At 62.3% G+C, this 432-nt stretch carries 1 protein-coding gene; it reads left to right on the forward strand.

The genetic code is table 11. From position 1 onward, the window contains the following. The coding region (locus FCS21_RS16355) for an RpiB/LacA/LacB family sugar-phosphate isomerase (protein WP_138624532.1) at positions 1 to 298 on the forward strand (298 nt) is incomplete at its 5' end. Positions 299 to 432 lie beyond the last annotated feature (134 nt).

Raw genomic sequence — 432 nt, forward strand, 5'->3', positions numbered from 1 at the left:
CGCCATCAACGCAGGGCAGCAGCGCCTGGGCGTGCTGGTGTGCGGCACGGGGATCGGCATGGCGATCTCGGCCAACAAGGTGCTCGGGATTCGTGCGGCCCAGGCCCATGACACGTACTCGGCAGAGCGGGCGCGCAAGAGCAACGATGCGCAGATCCTCTCTATCGGCGCGCGGGTGATCGGCGCCGAACTGGCGAAAAGCATCGTCAAGTCGTTCCTGGAGTCGGAGTTCGAGGCGGCACGTTCCGGGGCCAAGGTCGAGCGCATCAATGCGATCGAGCGCGATGGGCATCAATAGTGGACGTAGCAGGGCAAGAGTCGGGAGAATGCGCCTTTGACGACGAAACGGAAGCCCGTCCCCATGAGTGACAGTACCCAGCGCATGGCCAGCGATATTGATCAGATGACTGAAGTGGCGATGCTCTATTACCT

The sequence above is a fragment of the Colwellia ponticola genome, from assembly GCF_005885605.1.
In the GTDB taxonomy this organism is placed as follows: domain Bacteria; phylum Pseudomonadota; class Gammaproteobacteria; order Enterobacterales; family Alteromonadaceae; genus Colwellia; species Colwellia ponticola.